19 protein-coding genes and 1 tRNA gene are annotated in these 21,446 nt (G+C 63.1%); 6 read left to right on the forward strand and 14 right to left on the reverse strand.

Going from position 1 to position 21,446, the window contains the following annotated elements; translation table 11 throughout:
• The first annotated feature begins 128 nt into the window (after window positions 1–128).
• The 3 genes from ACESL9_RS02245 to ACESL9_RS02255 all read left to right on the forward strand — a co-directional run bounded on the left by ACESL9_RS02245 (window position 129) and on the right by ACESL9_RS02255 (window position 3,199).
• Window positions 129–683, forward strand: a complete 555-nt coding sequence (locus ACESL9_RS02245) for a TRAP transporter small permease subunit (RefSeq protein WP_372613794.1) — start codon at window positions 129–131, stop codon at window positions 681–683.
• Window positions 680–1,999, forward strand: coding sequence for a TRAP transporter large permease subunit (locus ACESL9_RS02250; protein WP_372674454.1), 1,320 nt, complete (start codon window positions 680–682; stop codon window positions 1,997–1,999). The genes ACESL9_RS02245 and ACESL9_RS02250 overlap by 4 nt, the downstream gene beginning before the upstream one ends.
• Before the next feature lie 90 nt (window positions 2,000–2,089).
• Window positions 2,090–3,199 (forward strand): TRAP transporter substrate-binding protein, encoded by a 1,110-nt coding sequence (locus ACESL9_RS02255; protein WP_372613798.1) that lies wholly within the window; start codon window positions 2,090–2,092, stop codon window positions 3,197–3,199.
• Window positions 3,200–3,403: 204 nt separating this feature from the next.
• Here the strand turns inward: ACESL9_RS02255 and ACESL9_RS02260 are convergent, their stop codons facing one another.
• From ACESL9_RS02260 to ACESL9_RS02270, 3 genes are all read right to left on the reverse strand, one after another.
• Window positions 3,404–4,708 carry an ArgE/DapE family deacylase gene (locus tag ACESL9_RS02260; RefSeq protein ID WP_372613800.1) on the reverse strand — a complete coding sequence of 435 codons (1,305 nt, stop codon included), beginning with the start codon at window positions 4,706–4,708 and terminating at the stop codon, window positions 3,404–3,406.
• Window positions 4,709–4,918: 210 nt separating this feature from the next.
• Window positions 4,919–5,004, reverse strand: a tRNA-Leu gene (locus ACESL9_RS02265).
• 149 nt (window positions 5,005–5,153) lie between these two features.
• The gene (locus ACESL9_RS02270) at window positions 5,154–5,645 is read right to left on the reverse strand and encodes an Lrp/AsnC family transcriptional regulator (protein WP_372613802.1); all 492 of its coding nucleotides are present in this window, start codon (window positions 5,643–5,645) and stop codon (window positions 5,154–5,156) included.
• 89 nt (window positions 5,646–5,734) lie between these two features.
• On the opposite strand from ACESL9_RS02270, the gene putA reads away from it, so the two are divergent.
• Entirely contained in the window at window positions 5,735–9,169 is a 3,435-nt protein-coding gene (gene putA, locus ACESL9_RS02275; RefSeq protein ID WP_372674455.1) for a bifunctional proline dehydrogenase/L-glutamate gamma-semialdehyde dehydrogenase PutA, read from the forward strand.
• Between the two features lie 249 nt (window positions 9,170–9,418).
• Here the strand turns inward: putA and ACESL9_RS02280 are convergent, their stop codons facing one another.
• On the reverse strand, window positions 9,419–9,910 hold the full coding sequence (locus ACESL9_RS02280; RefSeq protein ID WP_372613806.1) for a PaaI family thioesterase: 492 nt from the start codon (window positions 9,908–9,910) through the stop codon (window positions 9,419–9,421).
• A gap of 71 nt (window positions 9,911–9,981) precedes the next feature.
• On the reverse strand, window positions 9,982–10,845 hold the full coding sequence (gene metF, locus ACESL9_RS02285) for a methylenetetrahydrofolate reductase [NAD(P)H] (protein WP_372613808.1): 864 nt from the start codon (window positions 10,843–10,845) through the stop codon (window positions 9,982–9,984).
• Window positions 10,846–10,990: 145 nt separating this feature from the next.
• Between metF and ACESL9_RS02290 the strand changes: the two genes are divergently transcribed.
• The gene (locus tag ACESL9_RS02290) at window positions 10,991–11,896 is read left to right on the forward strand and encodes a LysR family transcriptional regulator (protein ID WP_372613862.1); all 906 of its coding nucleotides are present in this window, start codon (window positions 10,991–10,993) and stop codon (window positions 11,894–11,896) included.
• 158 nt (window positions 11,897–12,054) lie between these two features.
• Here the strand turns inward: ACESL9_RS02290 and ACESL9_RS02295 are convergent, their stop codons facing one another.
• Window positions 12,055–12,648: an NAD(P)H-dependent oxidoreductase gene (locus ACESL9_RS02295; protein ID WP_372613810.1), complete on the reverse strand. Its 594-nt coding sequence runs from the start codon at window positions 12,646–12,648 to the stop codon at window positions 12,055–12,057.
• A 162-nt stretch (window positions 12,649–12,810) separates the two neighbouring features.
• Here ACESL9_RS02295 and ACESL9_RS02300 point away from each other — a divergent pair, with 162 nt between their 5' ends.
• Window positions 12,811–13,602, forward strand: a complete 792-nt coding sequence (locus ACESL9_RS02300; protein ID WP_372674456.1) for an inositol monophosphatase family protein — start codon at window positions 12,811–12,813, stop codon at window positions 13,600–13,602.
• A 148-nt stretch (window positions 13,603–13,750) separates the two neighbouring features.
• On the opposite strand, the gene ACESL9_RS02305 is transcribed toward ACESL9_RS02300, so the two are convergent.
• The 8 genes from ACESL9_RS02305 to ACESL9_RS02340 form a co-directional block, all read right to left on the reverse strand.
• Window positions 13,751–14,113, reverse strand: a complete 363-nt coding sequence (locus ACESL9_RS02305) for a GFA family protein (RefSeq protein ID WP_372613864.1) — start codon at window positions 14,111–14,113, stop codon at window positions 13,751–13,753.
• 2 nt (window positions 14,114–14,115) lie between these two features.
• The gene (locus ACESL9_RS02310) at window positions 14,116–14,862 is read right to left on the reverse strand and encodes a rhomboid family intramembrane serine protease (protein WP_372613814.1); all 747 of its coding nucleotides are present in this window, start codon (window positions 14,860–14,862) and stop codon (window positions 14,116–14,118) included.
• A 73-nt stretch (window positions 14,863–14,935) separates the two neighbouring features.
• A complete protein-coding gene (locus ACESL9_RS02315) occupies window positions 14,936–16,138 on the reverse strand; it encodes a serine hydrolase domain-containing protein (RefSeq protein WP_372613816.1) in 1,203 nt (400 codons plus the stop codon).
• On the reverse strand, window positions 16,135–16,845 hold the full coding sequence (locus ACESL9_RS02320; RefSeq protein WP_372613818.1) for an ABC transporter ATP-binding protein: 711 nt from the start codon (window positions 16,843–16,845) through the stop codon (window positions 16,135–16,137). Before ACESL9_RS02320 ends, ACESL9_RS02315 begins: the two co-directional genes overlap by 4 nt.
• Window positions 16,842–17,603, reverse strand: coding sequence for an ABC transporter ATP-binding protein (locus tag ACESL9_RS02325; RefSeq protein ID WP_372613820.1), 762 nt, complete (start codon window positions 17,601–17,603; stop codon window positions 16,842–16,844). The genes ACESL9_RS02320 and ACESL9_RS02325 overlap by 4 nt, the downstream gene beginning before the upstream one ends.
• On the reverse strand, window positions 17,600–18,892 hold the full coding sequence (locus tag ACESL9_RS02330) for a branched-chain amino acid ABC transporter permease (RefSeq protein ID WP_372613822.1): 1,293 nt from the start codon (window positions 18,890–18,892) through the stop codon (window positions 17,600–17,602). Before ACESL9_RS02330 ends, ACESL9_RS02325 begins: the two co-directional genes overlap by 4 nt.
• Complete coding sequence (locus tag ACESL9_RS02335) at window positions 18,889–19,845, reverse strand: branched-chain amino acid ABC transporter permease (RefSeq protein WP_372613824.1); 957 nt, start codon at window positions 19,843–19,845, stop codon at window positions 18,889–18,891. The genes ACESL9_RS02330 and ACESL9_RS02335 overlap by 4 nt, the downstream gene beginning before the upstream one ends.
• Before the next feature lie 92 nt (window positions 19,846–19,937).
• Complete coding sequence (locus ACESL9_RS02340) at window positions 19,938–21,185, reverse strand: branched-chain amino acid ABC transporter substrate-binding protein (RefSeq protein ID WP_372674457.1); 1,248 nt, start codon at window positions 21,183–21,185, stop codon at window positions 19,938–19,940.
• Window positions 21,186–21,446: the final 261 nt, after the last annotated feature.

A 21,446-nucleotide genomic window follows, 5' to 3' on the forward strand; every position in this document is an offset into this window, starting at 1 on the left:
GATTTTTCTTGCAATCGAAGCATAAGGTGGCGTTAATGAGACAACAAGTCTCATTTCTGGGAGGAGAATGAGGTGACACATGCGCCAGACTCGGTTCGCCGATCGATGACCCATTGCGCGGTCATGTCGTGACCCCCGAGAGAGAACACCGCATCCGCCGGATTACCCATTGGCTGGACATGCCGGCGACGATCGTCGGCAAGGTGGCAGCCTGGCTGATCCTGCCGATGATCATGGCCCTGATCTGGGAGGTGGTCGCACGATTCGGGTTCAATCGGCCGACCGCCTGGGCCTATGACGTCACCTACATGCTTTATGGTGCGATGTTCATGCTGGGCGCGGCCTGGACGCTGGGGCGGGATTCGCACGTGCGCGCCGATTTCCTGTTCAACGTGTTGTCGCCGCGCTGGCAGGGAACCATCGACGCGCTTTTCATCATCTGCCTGTTCTTTCCGGCGATGTATTTCTTTACCCTGGCCACTTGGGAATACGCGGCCAAGTCCTGGATGCGGGGCGAGCGGATTCCCACCAGCCCGATGATGCCGATCATCTATCCGCTGAAGACGGTGATGCCGATCACCGGGATCCTGCTGATGATCCAGGGGGTGAGCGAGCTGATCAAGAGCCTCTACAACATCGCCACGAACAGACGGTTCCGCGACGACGAAGGGGGGCTGGCATGAGCGAACCGATCCTTGGCCTGGTGGCGCTGGGGCTGGTCTTTGTCGGCCTGCTGACCGGCTACCCGATGGCGTTCACCTTCATCTTCATCGCGCTGCTGTTCGGCTATGTCGGGATGGGCGACCGGGTCGTGAACCTGATGCAGTTCCAGTTCTTCTCGCTGATGCGCAATACCACGATGGCGGCGATCCCGCTCTTTCTCTTCATGGGCTTCATCCTCGAGAAATCCGGGCTGATGGAGCGGATGTTCATGGCCCTGCGCCTGCTGCTCGGGCGGCTCAACGGGTCGCTTTACCTGGTGGTGCTGCTGGTGGCCACGGTCTTTGCCGCCGCAACCGGGATCGTGGGCGCCTCGGTCACGGTTCTGGGCGTGATGGCCGCGCCGATCATGCAGCGGACGGGGTATGACACGCGGATATCGGCAGGCGCCATTGCCGCAGGGGGAACGCTGGGCATCCTGATCCCTCCCTCGATCCTGCTGATCGTGATGGGGCCGGTGGTCGGCGTGCCGGTGTCGGACCTGTTTTCCGCGGCGATCGTGCCGGGGCTGATGCTGTCGACGGTCTATATCCTCTACACGCTTCTGCGCAGCTATCTCAACCCCACGCTGGGACCGCCCATAACCGACGCGGAAATCGCCGAAACAACGTTGGGCGAAAAGCTCAGGGAACTGCTGCTGGGCGTGATCCCGGTCTTCCTGATCATTGCCGCGACGCTCGGTTTCATCATCTCGGGGATAGCCACGCCCACCGACGCGGCCGCCACCGGCGCGCTGGCCTCGCTGATCCTGGCCCTCGTCTACCGCAAGCTGGACTGGAACGCCTTCAGGCAGAGCGTCTACAGCACGCTTCTGCTGACCGCGATGATCATGTTCCTGCTCGCCTCGGCCAACTTCTTCGGCGCGGTGTTCTCGCGGCTCGGAAGCGGTGAATTGCTGACCGAGTTCCTGTTGCACCTGCCGTTCTCACCGATGGTGATGCTGCTCATCATCCTCGGCATCGTGTTCGTTCTGGGCTCGCCGCTGGAATGGATCCCGATCGTACTGGTGATCGTGCCGATCTTTCTGCCGACGATGGTCGAGATGGGCTATGATCCCCTCTGGTTCTCGATCCTCGTCGCGGTCACGCTTCAGACCTCGTGGCTGACCCCGCCGATGGCGCTGTCGGCCTATTTCCTGAAGGGCGTCGTGCCGAACTGGTCGATGGGCGACATCTATCTCGGCATGTTGCAGTTCGTCGTGCTGCAACTCATCGTCGTCGGCCTGTTGATCCTTGTGCCCGACCTGGTGCTGTGGCTGCCACGGGTGCTGGGCAACTGAACCGGTGCCGCGCCCGGTGCGCGGCCTGCAATCAGAAACGGGGAGCCAACCCCGGCGCAACCCAAGACCTGCAACCAAGGAGGAGAGACTATGAATATTGCATTGACCGGCCCGTTCAAGGGCACGATCTGCGCGGCCGCACTGGTCGCAGCAGGTGCCATGCCTGCGCTGGCGCAGGACTACCGCATGGACATCCAGACCGCCGTGCCCAACGCGAGCCTCTATTTCAAGCTGACCGAACAGTTTGCCAGCGATGTCGAGGAGATGTCCGGCGGCCGCATCACGGTCAACGTGCTGCCCGACGGGGCCGAGGTCTCGGCCTTCGAGATCCTCGACGCGGTCAGCGACGGGGTGGTGACGGCGGGCTATGCCTGGCCGCATTACTGGTCCGGCATGAGTTCGTCCTTCGTGCTCTTCTCGAACGTGCCCGCAAGCACCGGGATGGACCAGGAGACGCTGATGTCCTGGTATTACTCGGGCGAGGGACAGGACCTCTATCGTGAGCTGATGCAGGACCGGATGGGCTATGATGTCGAGCCCTTCCTGATGCAACCCATGGGTCCGGACCCGCTGGGCTGGTTCTCGCGCCCGTTCGAGAACCTGGACGAGTTCCAGTCGATCAAGTACCGCAGCCCGCCGGGCATCGCGGGCGAGACCTATGCCGCCATGGGCGTGCCCGCCGTGGCCCTGCCGGGGGGCGAGATCGTGCCCGCCGCACAACGCGGCACGATCGACGCCGCCGAATGGATCGGGCCCGCGGACGACCGCAATCTCGGCCTCGACAAGATCTGGGAGTATTACTACCTGCAGGGCCTTCACCAGCAGACCGATATCGGCGAGTTGCTGGTCAACAAGTCCTGGTTCGACGAACTTCCCGACGATCTTCAGGCGATCATCCGTGTCGCGGTCAAGGCCAATGCGACCATGACCAACGCCGCGAACCTGCACGAGAACTCGGTCGCCGTGAAGGAGTACGAAGAAGCGGGGATCAACGTCCTGGACGTTCCGGAAGAGTACTACACGCGCTTCATCGAGGCCCAGAACGAGGTCATCAAGGAGTATATCGACGGTGACGAGTTCTTTGCAAAGGTCTATCAATCCCAGGTGGACTTTGCCGATCTCGTCTATCCCTATCACGGCCGCATGACGACGCTGAAAAGCAACGTCGTCCAGGGTGCGGAAGCGGCCCGCAACGAGTGATGCGGGCAAGGCGCGCCCCGGACCGATTGTCCGGGGCGTCGCCAGCCGGACGACCATGAGCCAGCGATCAGGCGTTTCCGCGCACTCGGCCAGGGCCGTTTCGCCACATTGTCGGGAACCCTCTCAGATTGCCTTGGATCGACCGAACGTCTTGATCTTGGGCAGGAAATCGCCAATGGCGACGTGGAGCAAAGTCATGCGCGCTCACCGTTGGATCCGGTTCAAGCCGCACCAGCGCGCGATGAAGAGCGCGAATACTTCAGTGCAGCGTTTGATCGAATCGAGCTCGACCCGTTCGTCGAAGCCGTGGATGTTCTCTGCTTTCGGGCCAAAACAGAAGGCAGGAATGCCGTAATAGAGGCCGTAAAAGCGCGTATCGGTCAATGCTGTCATCTTGCGCTCCGCAGGGTGTTCTCCGGCCCCGAAGACGTCGGCATAGGCGGCGGCAAAGGTACTTTCCTGTTCGTCCGCGTTTTCCAGCACGTAGCCTTCGGCCTGGAACCCATTCCAGACCACTTCCGGCGGATTGTTGGAGAGGAAGGGATGCGCGTGTGCCGCTTGCGCGACACAGGCTTCCACCTCCGCCCGCGCCTCTGCCAGATCCTGCCCCGGCAACACGCCGATCCTGCAGTCCACGTCACACCAGGCCGGGACGCTGGAGGCCCAGTCGCCGCCGGTGATCTTGCCTGCGTTGAAGTTCAGCGGATGGTCTATGTCCTTGTAGACAGGATCCTTGGCGGCGCGCTCGTTCCAGTTCGCCTCCAGGCCTTTCAGGGCGTTGATCATGTCATAGGCGGCGAGGATTGCGTTGGAACCCGTTCCCGCCGTCGCAACATGAACCGGGCGGCCGCGCACCCGCAGCTTGAACCACATCGCACCGACCTGCGCACGGTTGATGGTAAAGTCGGACGGTTCCGGCAGCAGCGCAAAATCGGCACGATAGCCACGCTGGAGCGTCGAGAGCGCTCCGAGACCGGTCGACTCCTCCTCGATCACCGACTGGAAATGCACTGTCGCGGCGGGCTCGAACCCCGCATGGCGGAGCGCGTCAAGCGCGAAGAGCGCGGCAACCGTGCCGGCCTTCATGTCGCCGGCGCCACGGCCATACATCCAGCCGTCGCGGATCGCGGGCGCGAAGGGCGGGGTGGTCCACATTTCCGCCGGCCCCGCAGGCACAACATCGAGATGGCCCTGCAGAATCAGGGATCGGCCCCGAACTTCGGAGGGCCGGTGCGAGCCGACCACGGTGCGCGCGCGCGAGAAATCGCCCTCGATGGGCCCGAAGCCGGGCAGATGCTCCAGGTCTTCGAGATCAATGCGCCAATCGTCGACCGAGTAGCCGCGCGTTCGCAGGGCTTCGGCGATGAAATCCTGTGCCGGCCCCTCCTCGAAACGGGTGCTCGGAATACGCACGAAATCCGCGAGGAAGCGAATCTGTTCGTCGAAGTGCGCTTCTACAGCGTCCAGGATTGCGGCGCGGGCGGGTTGTTCGATGAGCGACTGATCCATGTTTGCCTTTCCGTTTGAACGCGCGGGCGTGCCCCCACGGGTGGCCCGGTTTGATTGTTAGTGCATTGTTGACCTCGGGTCCATCGGGACGATGCTTTCCGGAACGGGCGAACGACCATTCCTGCACGATCATTCGACGAAATGTTCGAACTGGAGAAACCGCCTTGCCCTTCCTTGCCCTGGGGGACTTGAAGGATACGGATTCAAGAATGGTGCGGGCGGTGGGACTCGAACCCACACGGGGTTTCCCCCTTCGGATTTTAAGTCCGATATGTCTACCATTCCATCACGCCCGCATTCGGAAACGGCACTTTAGCCACCCTGCCCGTGGTGTAAAGCGCGCGGGTTGAATTCATGGAGGCGCGGTGCACGCGTTCACGCCCAAGTCAGATGCGCAGGCGCCACGCGATGCCGCGGTTGCCCAGCCTGTCCGACGCAGTAAAGGTCAGAGCGCATCCGACAGCGCGTTCTCCTTGACCGCCTCCATCGCGACAAAGGTCGAGGTGCTGGCCACATGCGGCAGCGCGGTGATCTCCTCGGCCAGAACGCGGCGGTAATCGCGCATGTCGCGGGTGCGCACTTTCAAGAGGTAGTCGAAATTTGCCGCCATCATGTGGGCCTGCTCGATCTGGGCTATCCCGGCAACGGCGGCATTGAAGGCGCGCAGCGCGGCCTCGCGCGTGTCGCTGAGGCGCACCTCGACAAAGGCGACGTGGTCGAGCCCCATGCGAATGGGATCGAACATCGCGCGATAGCCGGTGATCACGCCAGTCTCTTCCAGCCGCCTGACCCGCGCCTGGGTGGGCGATTTCGACAACCCGATCCGACGGGCGAGATCGGCAATACTGATCCTGCCCTCGCTGGCCAGAATCGAGAGGATACGGCGGTCGTGCCGGTCAAGTTCGTCAAAGCCATCTGGCCCGTTTTCTTCCCTCATTTCAGTTTATTTGCCTTTCATACTCACACCGTTCAGGACAACTGCCCGCAAGATCAGTGATATCATAGCCCAAACATCCGGAGTGCACCATGCCCCTGCCCGACCATATCGCCGTCATTGACACCGCCACCTATGCCGACGAGGCCGACACGCTGTCGCGCCTGGTCGAAACCGCCGCGCTCGACGACACCGCGCGTGCGCGGATCACCGCGCGCGCGGCCGAACTGGTGCGCGACATTCGCGGCCGCTCAAATCCCGGGCTGATGGAGGTTTTCCTGGCTGAATACGGCCTTTCGACCGACGAGGGCATCGCGCTGATGTGCCTGGCCGAGGCGCTTTTGCGGGTGCCGGACGCTGACACGATCGACGCGCTGATCGAGGACAAGATCGCACCTTCCGACTGGGCGCGGCACATGGGCCATTCCACCTCGCCGCTGGTCAACGCCTCGACCTGGGCCTTGATGCTCACCGGCAAGGTGCTCGACGACCCGCGCCCCGGCCTGATCGGCAGCCTGCGCGGCGCGGTCAAGCGTCTGGGCGAGCCGGTGATCCGCACCGCCGTGGGCCGCGCGATGAAGGAAATGGGCCGCCAGTTCGTGCTGGGCGAGGATATCGGCGCGGCGATGGAGCGTGCGGCGGGCATGGAGAAGAAGGGCTATACCTATTCCTATGACATGCTGGGCGAAGCGGCGCGCACCGAAGAGGACGCACGGCGCTACTACCTCTCCTACAGCCGCGCCATCACCGCCATCGCCGCCGCCTGCAAGAGCCGCGACACCCGGCAGAACCCCGGCATCTCGGTCAAGCTCTCGGCGCTGTTCTCACGTTACGAGGTGGCGCAACATGCCCGCGTCATGGACGAGCTGGTGCCGCGCCTGCGTTCGCTCGCCCTTCTGGCGAAATCCGCCGGGATGGGCCTCAATATCGACGCCGAGGAGGCCGACCGCCTGACCCTCTCGCTCGACGTGATCGAGACCGTGCTCTCCGAACCCGCGCTGGCCGGGTGGGACGGGTTCGGCGTGGTGGTGCAGGCTTACGGCCAACGCACGGGCGAGGTGCTCGATTTCCTGCACGACCTGGCCGAGAAACATGACCGCAAGCTGATGATCCGCCTCGTGAAGGGCGCCTATTGGGACACCGAGATCAAGCGCGCGCAGGTCGAGGGGGTCGGGGGTTTCCCGGTATTCACCCGCAAGCCCGCGACCGATGTGAGCTACCTTGCCAATGCGCGCAAACTTCTGGGCATGAGCGCGCGCATCTATCCGCAATTCGCCACCCATAACGCGCATACGGTCGCCGCCGTCCTCGACATGGCCGCCGATATGGGCGTGGCCAAGACCGCCTTCGAATTCCAGCGCCTGCATGGCATGGGCGAGGCCCTGCACGAGATCGTGATGGACCAGGAAGGCAGCAATTGCCGGATCTACGCACCGGTCGGGGCGCATCGCGACCTGCTGGCCTACCTGGTGCGGCGTTTGCTTGAAAACGGGGCGAACTCCTCCTTCGTCAACCAGATCGTGGACGAGGACGTGCCCCCCGAAGAGGTCGCCCGCGACCCGTTCGAGGCCCTGTCCGATCCCGCGCCCGCCATCGCCACCGGCCCCGAGCTTTTCGCGCCCGAGCGCACCAACTCAAAGGGGTTCGACCTGACCCACGCCCCGACGCTGGCCATGATCGACGCGGCGCGCGACCCGTTCCGCCGTCATGAATGGGCCGCCGCGCCGATCCTCGCGGGCGAGGCCGCACCCGAAGCCCCCGGGCCGGTGATAAACCCCGCCGATCCCGCCGACCACCCCGGCACGGTGGCATGGGCCAGCGCGGCGGACGCGGAAACCGCGCTTGCGGCGGCCACGCCTTGGGCCGCGCCCGCGCCCGAGCGGGCAAAGGTGCTCAATCGCGCCGCCGACCTTTACGAGGCGCATTTCGGCGAGATCTTCGCCATCGTCGCCCGCGAGGCCGGCAAATCCCTGCCCGACGCGGTGGCCGAACTGCGCGAGGCGGTGGATTTCCTGCGCTACTACGCCGCCAACGCCCCCGAGGGCGCGCCAGTGGGCATTTTCACCTGCATATCCCCGTGGAACTTTCCGCTCGCCATCTTCACCGGCCAGATCGCGGCGGCGCTGGCGGCGGGCAACGCGGTGCTGGCCAAACCGGCCGAGCAGACCCCGCTCATCGCGCATCGCGCGGTCGAACTCCTGCACGAGGCGGGCGTACCGCGCGGCGCGCTGCAATTCCTGCCCGGTGCGGGCGAGGTGGGCGCTCGGCTCACCTCGGATGCGCGGGTGGGAGGCGTGGCCTTCACCGGCTCGACCGACACAGCGCGGATCATCCGCCGCGCCATGGCCCGGCACCTTGCGCCCGGCGCACCGCTCATCGCCGAGACCGGGGGCCTCAACGCGATGATCGTCGATTCCACTGCCCTGCCCGAACAGGCGGTGCAGGCCATCGTGGAAAGCGCCTTCCAGTCGGCAGGCCAACGCTGCTCGGCCCTGCGCTGTCTCTACGTGCAGGAGGACATCGCCGAAGGCTTTACCGAGATGCTCAAGGGCGCGATGGATCAGCTTGCCATGGGCGATCCGTGGCACCTTTCCACCGATTGCGGCCCGGTGATCGACGAAGAGGCCCGCGCCGGTATCGCCGCGCATATCGACGCCGCCCGCGCCGACGGGCGGCTGCTGCACGAGTTGCGCACCCCCAACGCGGGCCATTTCATCGCCCCCACGCTGATCCGGGTGGGCGGGATCAAGGACATGGAGCGCGAAATCTTCGGGCCCGTGCTGCATCTCGCCACGTTCCGCGCGGGCGATCTCGACCAGGTGATCGGAGACATCAACGCCACCGGGTATGGCCTCACCTTCGGGCTGCAAACCCGGATCGACGACCGGGTGCAGCATGTCTCCGAGGCAATCCACGCGGGCAACATCTATGTCAACCGCAACCAGATCGGCGCCATCGTGGGAAGCCAGCCCTTCGGCGGCGAGGGGCTTTCCGGCACCGGCCCCAAGGCGGGCGGACCGCATTACCTCGCCCGGTTCGGCGCACGCCCGGCCACGGGGACCGGTGGCACATGGGCGCAGGAGACCGATGCGCAAACGGTGCGAAAGGCGCTCGATGCGGCACCCGGCGCGGCGGGCGGCAGCACGCTCACCCTGCCCGGACCCACGGGCGAGTCGAACCGGCTGACCAGCCTGCCCCGCCTGCCGCTCCTCTGCATGGGGCCGGGCGAGGCGGCCGCCAGCGCACAAGCCGAGGCGGTGCGCAGATTGGGCGGACGGGCGGTCATGGTCACGGGGCGGCTTGCGCCCGAGGCGCTGACGACGCTCGGCGGGTTCTCGGGCGTGATCTTCTGGGGCAATGACGACATGGCCCGCGCCTGTGCCCGCGCGCTGGCCGAACGCGCCGGGCCGATCCTGCCGCTCATCACCGGCATGCCCGATACCGGCCACGTGATGGGCGAACGCCATGTCTGCGTGGACACCACCGCCTCGGGCGGCAATGCCGAGTTGCTGGGCGGGGCGGCGTGACACCGCCGTGGCCCGCCCGTCAGCGCGTGCCGGTCGAGAGCCCGGGACGTTGAGTATTTACACCAAGAAAGAGAGCCGGGGCCAGCATGCGCCCTGCCGTTCTTTCTTGGAAAAAATACTCAAAATCCCCACGGTTCAGGCAAGAGCGGCGGGCAGGATGAGGCACATCGCATGGTCCGGCTGGGCGGGGTCGAGGCGCAGCCGAGACCCCGCCCCCGGGCGACGCCGCAGGCGGCGCAAAGCCTCTTGTCAGCCCAGCTTCATGATGATGCAGGTGGTCGAGCCGGTCGCATAGAGCCGGTCATCTTCTACGCCGCGGATCTCGCCATCGGCGATGCCGGTCGAGCGGCCCGCGTGATGCACCGTGCCGATGGCGCGCACCGGCGTGCCGATGGGGATCGGGCGGATGATGTTGATCTTGTATTCCAGCGTCGTATAGGCCGAGCCCTTGGGCACCCGCGTCTGGATCGCGCAGGCCATGCAACTGTCTAGGATCGTGCCATACCAGCCGCCATGCACCGTGCCGATCGGGTTCATCACCTTGAATTCGGGCGTGCCCGTGAAAATCACCCGCCCCTCCTCGACCAGTTCGGGCCAGAACCCCATGGTGCGGCCGATCGGCGGGCCGGGCAGGCGCCCGTCGGCGATGGCCTGCATGAACTCCAGCCCCGACATCGACAGGATGTCCTCCATCGTGGCGAGGTCTTCGGGTCTTTCGGCGTATTTGCGTGGCTCGGCCATGGCATGTCCCCTGTTCAACGGGCAAATGCTATGACTGCGGGCCAGGAGCGTCCAGACGGCCCGGCCCGGCGTTACGCCACGTTCTCCAGCTGCACCCGCGGCACCACGCCCAGCGCGTGACATACGTCGCGAGTGAGTTCGGGGCGGTTCATCGTGTAGAAATGCAAGGCATCCACGCCCTCGTCGATCAGCTCTGAACACAGCTCCGTGCAAAGCGCCGTGGCCAGCAGATCCTCGCGCCCGTCGCGCATGGCCTTGGCAAAGGCATCGTCGAGCCAGGCCGGCACCGATGCGCCGCAGCGGAAGGCGAAATTGCGCACGCCCTTCCAGTTCTCGATCGGCACGATACCCGGCACAATGGCCTTGTCGATCCCGGCCTTGGCGCATTCGTCGCGGAACCGCAGGAAGCCTTCGGATTCGAAGAAGAACTGCGTGATCGCCTCATCCGCCCCGGCGTCGAGCTTGGCCTTGAGCCAGTCGATATCGGCCTTTGCGTTTTTCGCCTCGGGATGCACATCCGGGTAGGCACCCACGCGAATGATGAACTTGCCGCGCGCCGCCAGCGCCTCGATCAACTCGACCGAATGGGCAAAGCCCTCCGGGTGCGGCACGAAGCGGCCCGACCCCTTGGGCGGATCGCCACGCAGCGCCACGATCTCGCTTACCCCCGCCTCGGCATAGCTATCGGCGATGGCCAGCGTTTCCTCGCGGGTCGCGTCCACGCAGGTCAGGTGCGCCGCCACGTTGAGGCCGGTCGCCTTGTTGATCGTGCGCACAGCGTCGCGGGTCAAATCACGCGTCGTGCCGCCCGCGCCATAGGTCACCGAAACGAACCGCGGGTCGAGCGGCGCCAGCGCATGGATCGTGTCCCAAAGGCGGAACGACCCTTCGAGGTTCTGCGGCGGGAAGAATTCGAATGAAACTTTCGGGGCCATGATGCGACTCGCTTCCTTTTGTTCCGTCTGTTTTGATGCCCCGCGCGACGTGAAGCAAATTCATTAATTTCACGATGAACATGAGGGGCCTTCACATTCCGCCCCCATCATGGCACATCCCCCGCAACAGCAGACGGGGTCGCCCATGCATATCGAGTTTCGCCACCTGCGCACCATTCGCGCCATCCACCAGGCCGGGGGCCTCGCCCGCGCCGCCGACCTGCTCAACATCACCCAATCGGCGCTCTCGCACCAGATCAAGGGGATCGAGGACCAGGCCGGGGTCGCCCTTTTCGTGCGCCGGTCGAAACCCTTGCGTCTCTCGGCCGCCGGTCAGCGCCTGCTGCGCGCCGCGGAAAAGGTGCTGCCCGAGATCGAGGCGCTGCAGTCCGAGTTCGAGGGGTTGCGCATCGGCAGCGCCGGGCGGCTGCATATCGCCATCGAATGCCATGCCTGTTTCGAATGGCTGTTCCCGGTGCTCGAAGCGTTCCGCAAGACCTGGGGCGAGGTCGATGTCGATATCCGCCCCGGCCTCGCATTCGACGCGCTGCCGGCGCTCAGGCGCGAGGATGTGGACGTGGTGATCTCGTCCGACCCCGAGGCGATCGAAGGCGTCGAGTTCCGCCCGCTCTTCGATTACGAGCCGGTTTTCGTCGCCGCCGCAAATCATCCGCTGGCCGCGAAACCCTTTGTCGAGGCCACGGATTTCCGCGACGAGATGCTGATCACCTACCCGGTGGAACGCGGACGGCTCGACGTGTTTTCCGAATTGCTCACCCCGGCCCGGGTCGAGCCGCGCGGCGTGCGGCAGGTCGAATTGACGGCGGTGATCCTGATGCTGGTGGCCTCGGGGCGCGGGGTGTCGGTGCTGCCCGACTGGGTGCTGCGCGAGATCCGCACCTCGACCGACTACATCACGCGCCCGATCACCGAGAAGGGCCTCACCAAGCGGCTCTATGCCGCGATCCGCTCGGACGAGGCCGACCTGCCCTACATGGCGCATTTCCTGAAACTCGGGCGCGAGATCCCGGTGCGGATGCAACGCGGGTAAGGCAGGCTCCAGGCCGAACGAGGGGCCAAGCGAAACTTGGCCGAATGGCCCAACAGAGGGCATGCGCCTGCCCGGGTGGGCGCGAATGCGCCCGCCATGGGGCGGGCGGGCGCATGCCCGGGACGCTTGGCGTCCCGGGCGAGGTCCATTCAGCCGCCTTACCCGGCCAGTTTCGCCGTCATCTCGACAAGACGCTTGGCCTGGTGGGCGATTGCCTTGCGGCCCGTGTCATCAAGCCCGCCCGCGTTGACCGAGAAACCATAGGGGTTGCCGCCGCTCTCGAACAGGATCGGATCGGTATAGCCCGGCGCAACGATCAGCGCCCCCCAATGCAGCACCGATGTGTAAAGGCCAAGAAGCGTTGCCTCCTGCCCGCCATGGGTGTTCTGGGCACTCGTGGTGGCGGTGAAGGTCTTGTTGGCCAGCTTGCCCTCCATCCAGAGGCCACCCAGCGTGTCGACAAAGGCGCGCACCTGGCTTGGCGCCGCACCATAACGCGTGGGGGCCGACCAGAAATGGCCATCCGCCCATGTCATGTCGTCATGGGAAATCTCGGGGATGTCGGACACCTTTTCAAGCTGCGCCTTCCAGGCGTCCTGCCCCTCGACCACCTCGCGCGGGGCAGTTTCGGCAAAGCGGCGCAGGCGCACCTCGGCACCGGCGGCTTCGGCGGCGCGGGCCGCCTCTTCGGCCACCTGGTGATTGGTGCCATAGGTCGAATAGAATGCGATCAGGATTTTCGGGCTGCTCATGTCGTGGACCTCCTTTATTGAATGACTGGTCCGGACTGACCTATGCCCCCTATGCCGCAGTTGCACTGTTTGCCCGCGAACAGGGCCTGTGCGCCACGCTTGCCCCTTGGCAAGGCCAACCGCCGCGCGTATACGCCGCCCCTGAACCAAAGGAGCCGAAGCATGCAGGGCAGTGCAAACCTCAACATCATGATCAAGGCCGCGCGCAAGGCGGGACGCAGCCTGCTCAAGGATTTCGGCGAGGTCGAACAGCTACAGGTGTCGGTGAAGGGCCCCGGCGATTTCGTCAGCCGCGCTGATCTGCGCGCCGAGGAGATCCTCAAGGAAGAGTTGCGCAACGCCCGCCCCACCTATGGCTGGTTGGCCGAAGAGGGCGGCGGCGAGGATGGCGAAGACCCCACCCGGCGCTGGATCGTCGATCCGCTCGACGGAACCACGAATTTCCTGCACGGGCTGCCCCATTGGGCGGTCTCGGTCGCGCTCGAACACAAGGGCAAGGTGGTCGCGGGCGTGATCTTCGATCCGGTCAAGAACGAGATGTTCTTTGCCGAGAAGGGCCAGGGTGCCTGGCTGGACGATTACAAGCGCCTGCGCGTCTCGGGACGTCGCAAGATGATCGAGTGCATCTTTGCCACCGGGCTACCCTTTGGCGGGCGGGCCGATCTGCCCGACACGCTGCAGGATCTCGCGCGGCTTCTGCCGGCCTGTGCCGGGGTGCGGCGCTGGGGGTCGGCGGCGCTCGATCTGGCCTATGTCGCGGCGGGGCGCTATGACGGGTTCTGGGAACGCGGGCTCAATGCCTGGGATCTCGCTGCGGGCCTCCTGATCGTGCAAGAGGCGGGCGGTTTCATCCAATCGGTCGCCCCCGCGGGCGAGATCCTCGAAGACGGCACGGTGATCTGTGCCAACGAGGCGATGTTCGACCCCTTTGCCAAGCTGATCCGCGGCGCCTGAAGCGGGCAAGCGCACGATGCGTTAACCGGATTTCGCCCCCGCGCGGCGCCGTTGCCCCGGCAGCCGGATGGCAGCCGGGAGTCATACGCATATCACCCCCCGGTTCCTTGCCGGAAAATCGCGTTAACCGCACCGCGCGTTGCGGGGCTCAGCCCTTGCGGTCCGAGGGGTGGTTGACCCCGTCCACCCACGGAATCGGATCAAGGTCACGCGGGTTCACCCCTTCGATCGCGCCCAGGTTCACACCGAACTCGCGCGGGTTCGAACGCCGCCGGTGGTGGGTATAGATGCCGCAGATGCGACAGAAATAATGCTCCGCGGTCCGGGTATTCCATTGATATAGCGTGAGATTTTCGGCGCCTTCGACGATCGTCAGGCGATCCTCGGGCACCGAGATCGCGGCCGCGCCGCGACGGGCGCAGAATGAGCAATCGCAGCGCCGCGCCGTGGCCAGCCCCTCGGGCGGATCGATGGACAATTCGACCGCCCCGCAATGGCATGTAAGGCGCATATTCATTTCCGCTTCCTCCGCCCGGCCCGGGGCACGTTCGAGCGGGCGTATTTCGCCTCGGGATGCGGCGGATGCCCCCGATGCTGCTCCCAGAAGTCCTTGCCACCATTGGATAAAAACACTGGAATGGTCAGGATGCCCCCGATCACGAAGCCACCCGCATGGGCCCAGTATGCCACGCCCCCCGCTTGGGGATCAGCACCCAGCCCACCGAAGAACTGCATCCCGAACCAGACCGCCAGCATGACCCATGCGGGAATCGTGAAGATGCGGAAAAAGATGATGAATATGAAGAGGATATCAATCCGCGCCTTGGGGAAAAGCAAGAGGTATCCGCCCATCACCCCGGCGATCGCCCCCGACGCCCCGACCGTCGGCACCGTGGACTCGGGCGCCATCGCCACGTGCACCAACCCCGCCCCGACACCGCAGGCGAGGTAAAAGAGCAGAAACCTGCCATGCCCCATCAGGTCTTCGAGATTGTCGCCAAAAATCCATAAAAACAGCATGTTACCGATGATATGCATGAAACCGCCATGCAGGAACATCGAGGTGACAAGCGTCTCGAAACCGCCCCCCTCCATCAACCTGGCGGGCAGGATCGCCCACTCATAAAAGAACATGTTGAGCGCACGCGGATTGGTGAATAACCCGACATAGGACAGGAAAACCGCGATATTCACCGCGATGAGCGCATATGTAACATAGGGCACGCTGCTTGACGGATTGTGATCGCGGATCGGAAACATGGCGCAAAGCTAGCCGCTTTGCCGCAGGGGCGAAAGCCCAACGTGCGCGGCAAATCGCTTTGCGCTTCCCGGCTCAGCCGGTCAAAGCCGCCTGCACCAGCGCCTTGAGTTCAACCCGGCTGGGATAGGACGAGGACGGCACCAGCTGGGTGAAGTAAACCACGCTCAATTGCTCGACCGGATCAGTCCAGAAATAGGTCGAGGCCATGCCACCCCATCCGAAATCGCCCACCGAGCCTGGCATGCGCGCCAACGCCGGATCGAGCAGCACCCCGCCGCCGATGCCGAATCCCATCCCGGCCATGGGCATTTCCATGAAACTCTCCGCCCCCATCGAGGCGATATCGCCGGACAGGAAATTTCGCCGCATGAATGCGACCGTTCGCGGCCCCAGGAGCCGCACCCCGTCAAGTTCACCACCACGCCGCAGCATCTCGCCGAAGCGCATGTAATCGTCGAGTGTCGAAACCAGCCCGCCCCCGCCCGAGAACATGGTCACCCGCTCTTCGGCAAAGGCGCTTTTTGTGGCCGGATCGAGCGAGGCCAGCGGATCGTCGGGCGTCTTTGTATAGCAATCGGCAAACCGCGCCTGTTTCTCGGCTGGCACCGAGAACCCGGTATCCACCATGCCCAGTGGATCGAACACCATCTCGCGCAGCACCCGATCGAGCGATTTGCCGGTCAAGATCTCGATCACCCGGCCAATCACGTCTATTCCGATGGAATACTCCCATTTCGTGCCAGGCCGGAAGGCCAGCGGCTGCGCCGCCGCATGATCGCACATGTCGGCCAGAACGCCCATTCGCGGGCCGAAATCGACCTTTTCGCGTTCATATATCCGCGCCGCCAGGCCGGGGTTGAACCCGTAGGTGAGACCCGATGTATGGGTCAGGCATTGCGCCAACGTGGGCGACGGCACCTTTTCGACCTGCGCTTCGTCGGTGGCACCCGGCAACAGGGCCTGGCAGTCGGTAAAGGCGGGAATATAGTCCGAAAGACGGTCTTCGAGCCGGACCAGCCCGCGTTCCATCAGCATCGTCAGCACCGCCGAGACCACCGGTTTGGTCATCGAGTAGATGCGCGCGATGGTGTCACGCGCATATGGTAGCCCCCGCTCGACCGACCGCTGCCCATCACAGCCGAAATATGCCTCTTGCCCGTCTCGGTAGATGAGCAAGGACGAGCCGGTATAGCGCCCGCTTTCACGGTTGCGTGCCATCCAGTCGTCGATCCGGGCAAGGCGGTCGGGATCGAACCCCGGCGTTGAGTCTGTCATACTTCCAGCCATTCCTTGCGGATCGCCTCGTTCGACTTGAGCTCTTCGGGGGTGCCCTCGAACACCATGCGTCCGTGACCCATCACATACACGCGGGTCGCAATGCGTAGCGCGATGGTCAGTTTCTGCTCGACCAGAAGGATTGACACGCCCCGTCTGGCGATCATTTCGAGCATGTCACCCACCTGTTCGACGATCTTGGGGGCGAGCCCCTCGGTCGGTTCGTCGATCATCACGAAATCCGGATCGCCCATCAACGACCGGCAAACGGTGAGCATCTGCTTTTCCCCCCCCGAAAGCACCGCGGCATCGACATCTGCGCGCTGGCGCAGGTTGGGAAAGGCATCGAACATCATGTCCATCGACCAGCGCCCTTGCCCGTCCTTCTGTCCGGGCTTGAGCCCGAGGATCATGTTCTGCTTGGTGGTCAGCCCTGGAAAGATGTCGCGGTTCTCAGGCACATAGCCGATGCCTGCCTTGGCGATCTCGTAGGATGGCTTGCCGGCGAGCTCCTGCCCGCGAAACTTGACCGAGCCGCGCGGCGGAACCTCACCCATGACTGCCTTGCAGGTGGTCGAACGACCAACGCCGTTGCGGCCCAGAAGGGCCACGATCTCACCTTCCTGGACCTTGAAATCGACGCCCTGGAGGATATGGCTCTTGCCGTAATAGGCGTGCAGATCAGTGACTTCCAGCATCGCGCTCATGACGCCTCCTCCAGCGTGGTTCCGAGATAGGCTTCCTGCACGGCCTTCGAGGCGCGCACGCGCTCTGGCGTGTCGGTCTCGATGATCTCGCCATAGACCAGCACGCTGATCCGGTCGGCAAGGTCGAAGATCACGCCCATGTCATGTTCAACGACCACGAGGGTCTTGCTCTCGGTCACCTTGCGGATCAGGTCAACGATCAGTTCTGTTTCCGAAATGCTCATCCCGGCACAGGGTTCATCGAGCATGATGATGTCGGCCCCGCCCGCGATGGTGATCCCGATCTCGAGTGCGCGCTGCTCGGCATAGGCCAACGCACCGGCCAGCATGTCGCGGCGCTTGGTAAGGTTGATCTGTTCGAGGATTTCGTCGGTCCGGCGGGTCAATTCCTTTTGCCCGTTCACCATGGTCCAGAAACTGTACTTGTAGCCCATCGACCACAACAGGCCACAGCGGACATTCTCGAACACCGTCATCCTGTGAAAGATGTTGGTGATCTGAAAGCTGCGAGAAAGCCCCATACGATTGATTTCAAAGGGCTTTTTTCCACTCACGTCTTGGCCATGCAAAAGCACCTGTCCGGTTGTCGGAGCATACTTTCCGGTGATGAGATTGAAAAGCGTCGATTTGCCGGCACCGTTGGGGCCGATGATCGCGTGACGCTCTCCTTTCTTGATTTCGAGATTCACGTCCTGGATGATCTTGGCCAGGCCAAAGCTTTTGTTGAGGTTCCTCAATTCGATCGCGGCTGCCGTCATTTTCCTGCCTCCCCCATTTGCGTTGCCTCGTCCCAGGCTGCCTTCAGGCCGGGAGCGAGTTTTACCAATGCGTAGGCGCTGACACCGGCCAGAACGAGGCCGATAATCATCGGCAGCGGCGAATGACTGTCGAAGGTGAGCCACCAGTAGATCGTCATCTCGTTATCTCCACGCCCGGCATGGCGGACATGAAACAGGATCTCCAGCACTGCCGCCGAAGACAGCACGAAGACCAGCCCCGGAACGGCCATCTTTGCATAGGGTTTGACGAGGTACCCGATCTTGCCCAGTTTCCATGGCAGCACGTGAAGTGCCAGAAGCCCGGTCAGTCCGAAGGGAAAGAACATCACTGTCGCGACGAACAGGATGCCCACATAAAGCGCCCATATCTCGCTATGCAGGCTCAGTACGGTTTGCAGCAACGTGAAGACGATGGCACCGATGATAGGCCCGATAAAGAACCCCACCCCGCCCAGGAAGGTCACCAGAAGAATCTGCCCCGACGTGGCCAGGTTGAGGTTTTCCTCGGTCAGGATCTCGAAATTTATCGCGAACAGCGCACCCGCGATGCCAGCAAAAAACCCCGACGCGCAAAAACTGATCCAGCGCACATTGCGTTGGGAATAGCCCAGAAACTCGGCGCGTTCCTCGTTGTCGCGCACCGCGTTCGCCAGCCGGCCCATCGGAGTCCGCGAATACAGGTACATCCCCAGCGCCGCGATCAAGAGCCACACGGATGTCAGGTAATAGACCTCTTGTTGCTGGCCGAAATCCCAACCGAAGAATGGCAGCATGCCGGTGCGATCGCCGCTGATCCCCTCTTCGCCGCCAAAGAACGTCACGATGATGATCGACATCGACGCGACCAGTTGCCCAACACCTAGCGAGATCATCGCGAAGGTCGTGCCGGCCCGCCGGGTGGAGAACCACCCGATCAGAAAGGCAAAAAGCAACCCGAAGAAACCGCCGAAGATCGGCAGAACCGGCAGGGGCAGCCATGGATCATCGCTCATCCAGTTCAGGACATGCATCGAGAAGAAGCCACCCAGGCCCATGTAGACGGCATGACCGAAGCTCAGCATCCCGCCCTGGCCCAGAAGCATGTTGTAGGCCAGTGCAAAGACGATGGTGATCGCCATCTGGTTCATGATCGTCAGTGCCCCGCGTGAATCAAAGATCACCGGAAGCAGCAACAAGACCACCGCGGCGATGATCCATGGCAGCGCGTGGTTGAGCGGGATGAGCCTGCTTGTGCCGGCGGTGAGGGGATTGGTGGATGGGGTGCTCATGTCTCACGTTTCCCAAATAGGCCCTGTGGACGCAGCACAAGGACGATGACCATCAAGAGATATGGCAGGATCGGTCCAACCTGCGGCAACGTCAGGGTCCAGAGATCCTGCCACGGGCTTTCCCAAATGAGCATCGGCTTTTCGAACCCCAACCAGATCAGCAGGTCTTCCATCCGCAGGTTGTAGCTTGCCGCGAATGTCTGGATCCACCCGATCAGGAGCGACGCGACCAGCGCGCCCCAGAGACTGCCGAGCCCGCCGACGACGATACACACGAAGACAATGGCCCCCAACGTGAAGGCCATGCCCGGAAAGGTGCCCATCACCGGCCCGGCGATCACGCCCGCCAGCCCCGCCATCGCGGTACCGACGCCGAACACGCCCATGAATACCATTGGCACGTTGTGACCGAGATTCTGCACAGTTTCGGGATAGGACAGCGCCGCCTGGATCGTCATGCCGATCCGGGTTTTGGTCAGGATGTAAAGCAGGACAAGGAACAGGCCGATCGCCATGAAGATCATGAAAACCTTGTAGGCCGGAAAGGTGTTACCCGCGATGGCAAAGGCCGTGAAATCCAGCGCCGCTGGCGGATCATACGGCACCTGCTGGCGCCCCCAGAAGAACTGCACGAATTCCTCGATCAGAAGAGCAAGCCCGAATGTGAAGATCAGTTCGGGCACATGGCCGTACTGGTGGACCCGCCTGAGCCCGTATCGCTCGATCAGCGCCCCCATCACACCCACAATGATCGGCGCCACGATCAACCCCACCCAAAAGCCGGTGAACATGCTGATCTGATAGGCAAAATAGGCGCCCAGCATGTAAAAGCTCGCATGGGCGAAGTTCAGCACACCCATCATCGAAAAGATCAGCGTCAGCCCGCTGCACAGCATGAAAAGCAACAGCCCTGTGACGAAACCGTCCAGGATGTTGACGATAAAGAGCGACATGCGTCGACCTCCCTGCCTGGGTCAGTTACCCGGAGTTTTGGATGATGCCCGGGCCGCGCACAGCGACGCGGCCCGGACCAGACAGCGCCGTGTTACGGACGATCCATCTCGCAGGACATCGGCAGGTCTTCACCGGCGGCCACGATCGAGTTCTCATATTGCATGCCATAGCCCGAATTGTCGAAATCGAACGGCGCCTCGACCGGAACATGCCCTAAGATGTGCACCTCCTGGATCAGTTGGTGATCGTCGGCACGCATGACGAGGGGGTTGTCGCTCCACAGGCTGTCGGTGAACTCCATGCCTTCAAGCGCCTCGCCCACCTTGACAACGTCGGTCGCGGTGCCAGCCTCATCAATCGCCATTGCCAGCATCTGGATCACGTTCGTGATGCGCGCCTGGCTGATGTTGCCGTCGGGATACTTGTCCTTGAAGGCCCTGATATACTCCTGCGCTTCGGGCTTTGACGGGGGATTGTTACCACCTTCGGCCACGAGTTTGAGAGATCCCACACCGGTTTCTCCAAAGGCTGCAGTGATCCCATCAGCCGCACCGTAATATGTATAGATCGGGCCACTGAACCCGTTCTCGATCGCAGCTTTGCCGATGCCGAGCATGTCGGACCCCCAGTTGCCGGTAATCATCGCATCGGCGCCGCTCGAAACGATCTTGCGAGCGTAGGGGGTGAAGTCCTGCACGCTACCGATCGGGTGCAACTCGTTGCCGACGATCTCGATATCGGGCCGCTTTTCAGCCAGCATGCGCACCGCAGCCGAGGCCACGGCCTTGCCAAAGGAATAGTCCTGTCCGATGATATAGACCTTCTCGATATCCTCATTCTCGGCAATGGTATCCGTGAGCACGTCCATCTTGATGTCGGCATGGGCGTCGAAACGGAAATGCCAGAAGTTGCATTTCTCGTTGGTCAGCGCCGGATCAACCGCCGAATAGTTGAGGAACAACAGCCGGTCATCGGGGTTGCGGTCGTTGTGCTTGTTGATCGCGTCGGTCAGCGCATGCGCCACGCCCGAGCCATTGCCCTGCACAACATAGCGAATCCCTTGGTCGATCGCGACTTGAAGCTGCGTCAGAGATTCCTTGGGGCTGGTCTTGTTGTCGAAGGCGACCATCTCGAACATCTGGCCATCGAGAACGCCACCGTTTTCATTCACCAGTTTATCCGCGGCAAATCGGAATTGATGCAAGCCGTTCGTACCCGTCGCTGCAAACGCACCCGAAAGCGGGTCGATGAACGCGATCTTGACATTCTCGGCAGCGGCAGCCGTGGCCGAAAGGCCAGCGACGGCCATGCCGAGCGCGAATTTCTTGAGCGATTTCATTTTGGGTCTCCTCCCATAGTTCGGTTCTCTTTGGTTCATCCGACGACTGGCCGAATGCATTTTTGGCAGTTATGCAACCTCGACAGGCCCGTATATCTCATGCGCAACGACCGGAAGCTCATCGAAACGGGCAGGGCCGGTTCATAGTTGCGCGGATCGTTCTCCTCCACTTTTCTTTGACCGAGAGCGGCATTCTCATCGAGCCCTGAGGCAGGTCTCATTAAAGGAAAGCTGTGCCCTTCGACTCAAGGTTTTGTTGGT

The organism is Aquicoccus sp. (genome assembly GCF_041686535.1).
GTDB lineage: Bacteria > Pseudomonadota > Alphaproteobacteria > Rhodobacterales > Rhodobacteraceae > Aquicoccus.

What these genes read in the sequence shown, in the direction of transcription:
- ACESL9_RS02280 (WP_372613806.1), bottom strand. Translation starts at nt 9,910, where the DNA reads ATGGCCGAGCCACGCAAATACGCCGAAAGACCCGAAGACCTCGCCACG.
- ACESL9_RS02305 (WP_372613864.1), bottom strand. Translation starts at nt 14,113, where the DNA reads ATGCGCCTTACATGCCATTGCGGGGCGGTCGAATTGTCCATCGATCCG.
- ACESL9_RS02315 (WP_372613816.1), bottom strand. Translation starts at nt 16,138, where the DNA reads ATGACAGACTCAACGCCGGGGTTCGATCCCGACCGCCTTGCCCGGATC.
- ACESL9_RS02290 (WP_372613862.1), top strand. Translation starts at nt 10,991, where the DNA reads ATGCATATCGAGTTTCGCCACCTGCGCACCATTCGCGCCATCCACCAG.
- ACESL9_RS02300 (WP_372674456.1), top strand. Translation starts at nt 12,811, where the DNA reads ATGCAGGGCAGTGCAAACCTCAACATCATGATCAAGGCCGCGCGCAAG.
- ACESL9_RS02320 (WP_372613818.1), bottom strand. Translation starts at nt 16,845, where the DNA reads ATGAGCGCGATGCTGGAAGTCACTGATCTGCACGCCTATTACGGCAAG.
- ACESL9_RS02295 (WP_372613810.1), bottom strand. Translation starts at nt 12,648, where the DNA reads ATGAGCAGCCCGAAAATCCTGATCGCATTCTATTCGACCTATGGCACC.
- ACESL9_RS02255 (WP_372613798.1), top strand. Translation starts at nt 2,090, where the DNA reads ATGAATATTGCATTGACCGGCCCGTTCAAGGGCACGATCTGCGCGGCC.
- ACESL9_RS02270 (WP_372613802.1), bottom strand. Translation starts at nt 5,645, where the DNA reads ATGAGGGAAGAAAACGGGCCAGATGGCTTTGACGAACTTGACCGGCAC.
- ACESL9_RS02330 (WP_372613822.1), bottom strand. Translation starts at nt 18,892, where the DNA reads ATGAGCACCCCATCCACCAATCCCCTCACCGCCGGCACAAGCAGGCTC.
- ACESL9_RS02325 (WP_372613820.1), bottom strand. Translation starts at nt 17,603, where the DNA reads ATGACGGCAGCCGCGATCGAATTGAGGAACCTCAACAAAAGCTTTGGC.
- putA (WP_372674455.1), top strand. Translation starts at nt 5,735, where the DNA reads ATGCCCCTGCCCGACCATATCGCCGTCATTGACACCGCCACCTATGCC.
- ACESL9_RS02335 (WP_372613824.1), bottom strand. Translation starts at nt 19,845, where the DNA reads ATGTCGCTCTTTATCGTCAACATCCTGGACGGTTTCGTCACAGGGCTG.
- ACESL9_RS02250 (WP_372674454.1), top strand. Translation starts at nt 680, where the DNA reads ATGAGCGAACCGATCCTTGGCCTGGTGGCGCTGGGGCTGGTCTTTGTC.
- ACESL9_RS02310 (WP_372613814.1), bottom strand. Translation starts at nt 14,862, where the DNA reads ATGTTTCCGATCCGCGATCACAATCCGTCAAGCAGCGTGCCCTATGTT.
- ACESL9_RS02260 (WP_372613800.1), bottom strand. Translation starts at nt 4,708, where the DNA reads ATGGATCAGTCGCTCATCGAACAACCCGCCCGCGCCGCAATCCTGGAC.
- metF (WP_372613808.1), bottom strand. Translation starts at nt 10,845, where the DNA reads ATGGCCCCGAAAGTTTCATTCGAATTCTTCCCGCCGCAGAACCTCGAA.
- ACESL9_RS02340 (WP_372674457.1), bottom strand. Translation starts at nt 21,185, where the DNA reads ATGAAATCGCTCAAGAAATTCGCGCTCGGCATGGCCGTCGCTGGCCTT.